Source organism: Gordonia sp. OPL2, assembly GCF_003797825.1.
Lineage (GTDB): Bacteria > Actinomycetota > Actinomycetes > Mycobacteriales > Mycobacteriaceae > Gordonia.
Genome location: NZ_RKME01000095.1, coordinates 1 through 428, shown reverse-complemented (window position 1 = coordinate 428; position 428 = coordinate 1). Strand labels below are relative to the sequence as shown.

Here is a 428-nt window from a genome sequence, read left to right as displayed (position 1 = left end):
GCTCTACAGGAACTTTACCCGCGCCAGCGCAGCAGCAGATCGCGCTGCGGGGTCAGTGCCGTAGCCAGGCCGGCCAGCACGCCGATCGTGTTGGCCAGCGCGTCCATCGGATCGGCCATGCGGTCATCGGTCAATGCGCCCTGCGCGAACTCGATGCCGATCCCCATCAGCACCAGGCCCACGCCCACCCACAGCAGCGGACGTCCGCGCCGGAACAGCTGTACCGCGCTGCCAGCCAGGATGAAATAGGCGAGGAAGTGCTCACCCTTGTCGCCGTTTTCCGGCAACGGAATCGGTGGCGGTGGGATCAGGCAGACCACGATCACCAGCAACACCGCGCTGAACCACAGTGCGGTCCACAGCCGCGGCCGCCGCAGCGGCTTGATCAGCGGCAGCGCATCGCTCACAGGCGCCAGCTCAGGTCACCC

1 protein-coding gene is annotated in these 428 nt (G+C 67.3%); it reads right to left on the bottom strand.

Annotated elements, in window-relative coordinates; translation table 11 throughout:
• Positions 1-14: 14 nt before the first annotated feature.
• Entirely contained in the window at positions 15-407 is a 393-nt protein-coding gene (locus EEB19_RS26445) for a VanZ family protein (protein ID WP_111205664.1), read from the bottom strand.
• Positions 408-428 lie beyond the last annotated feature (21 nt).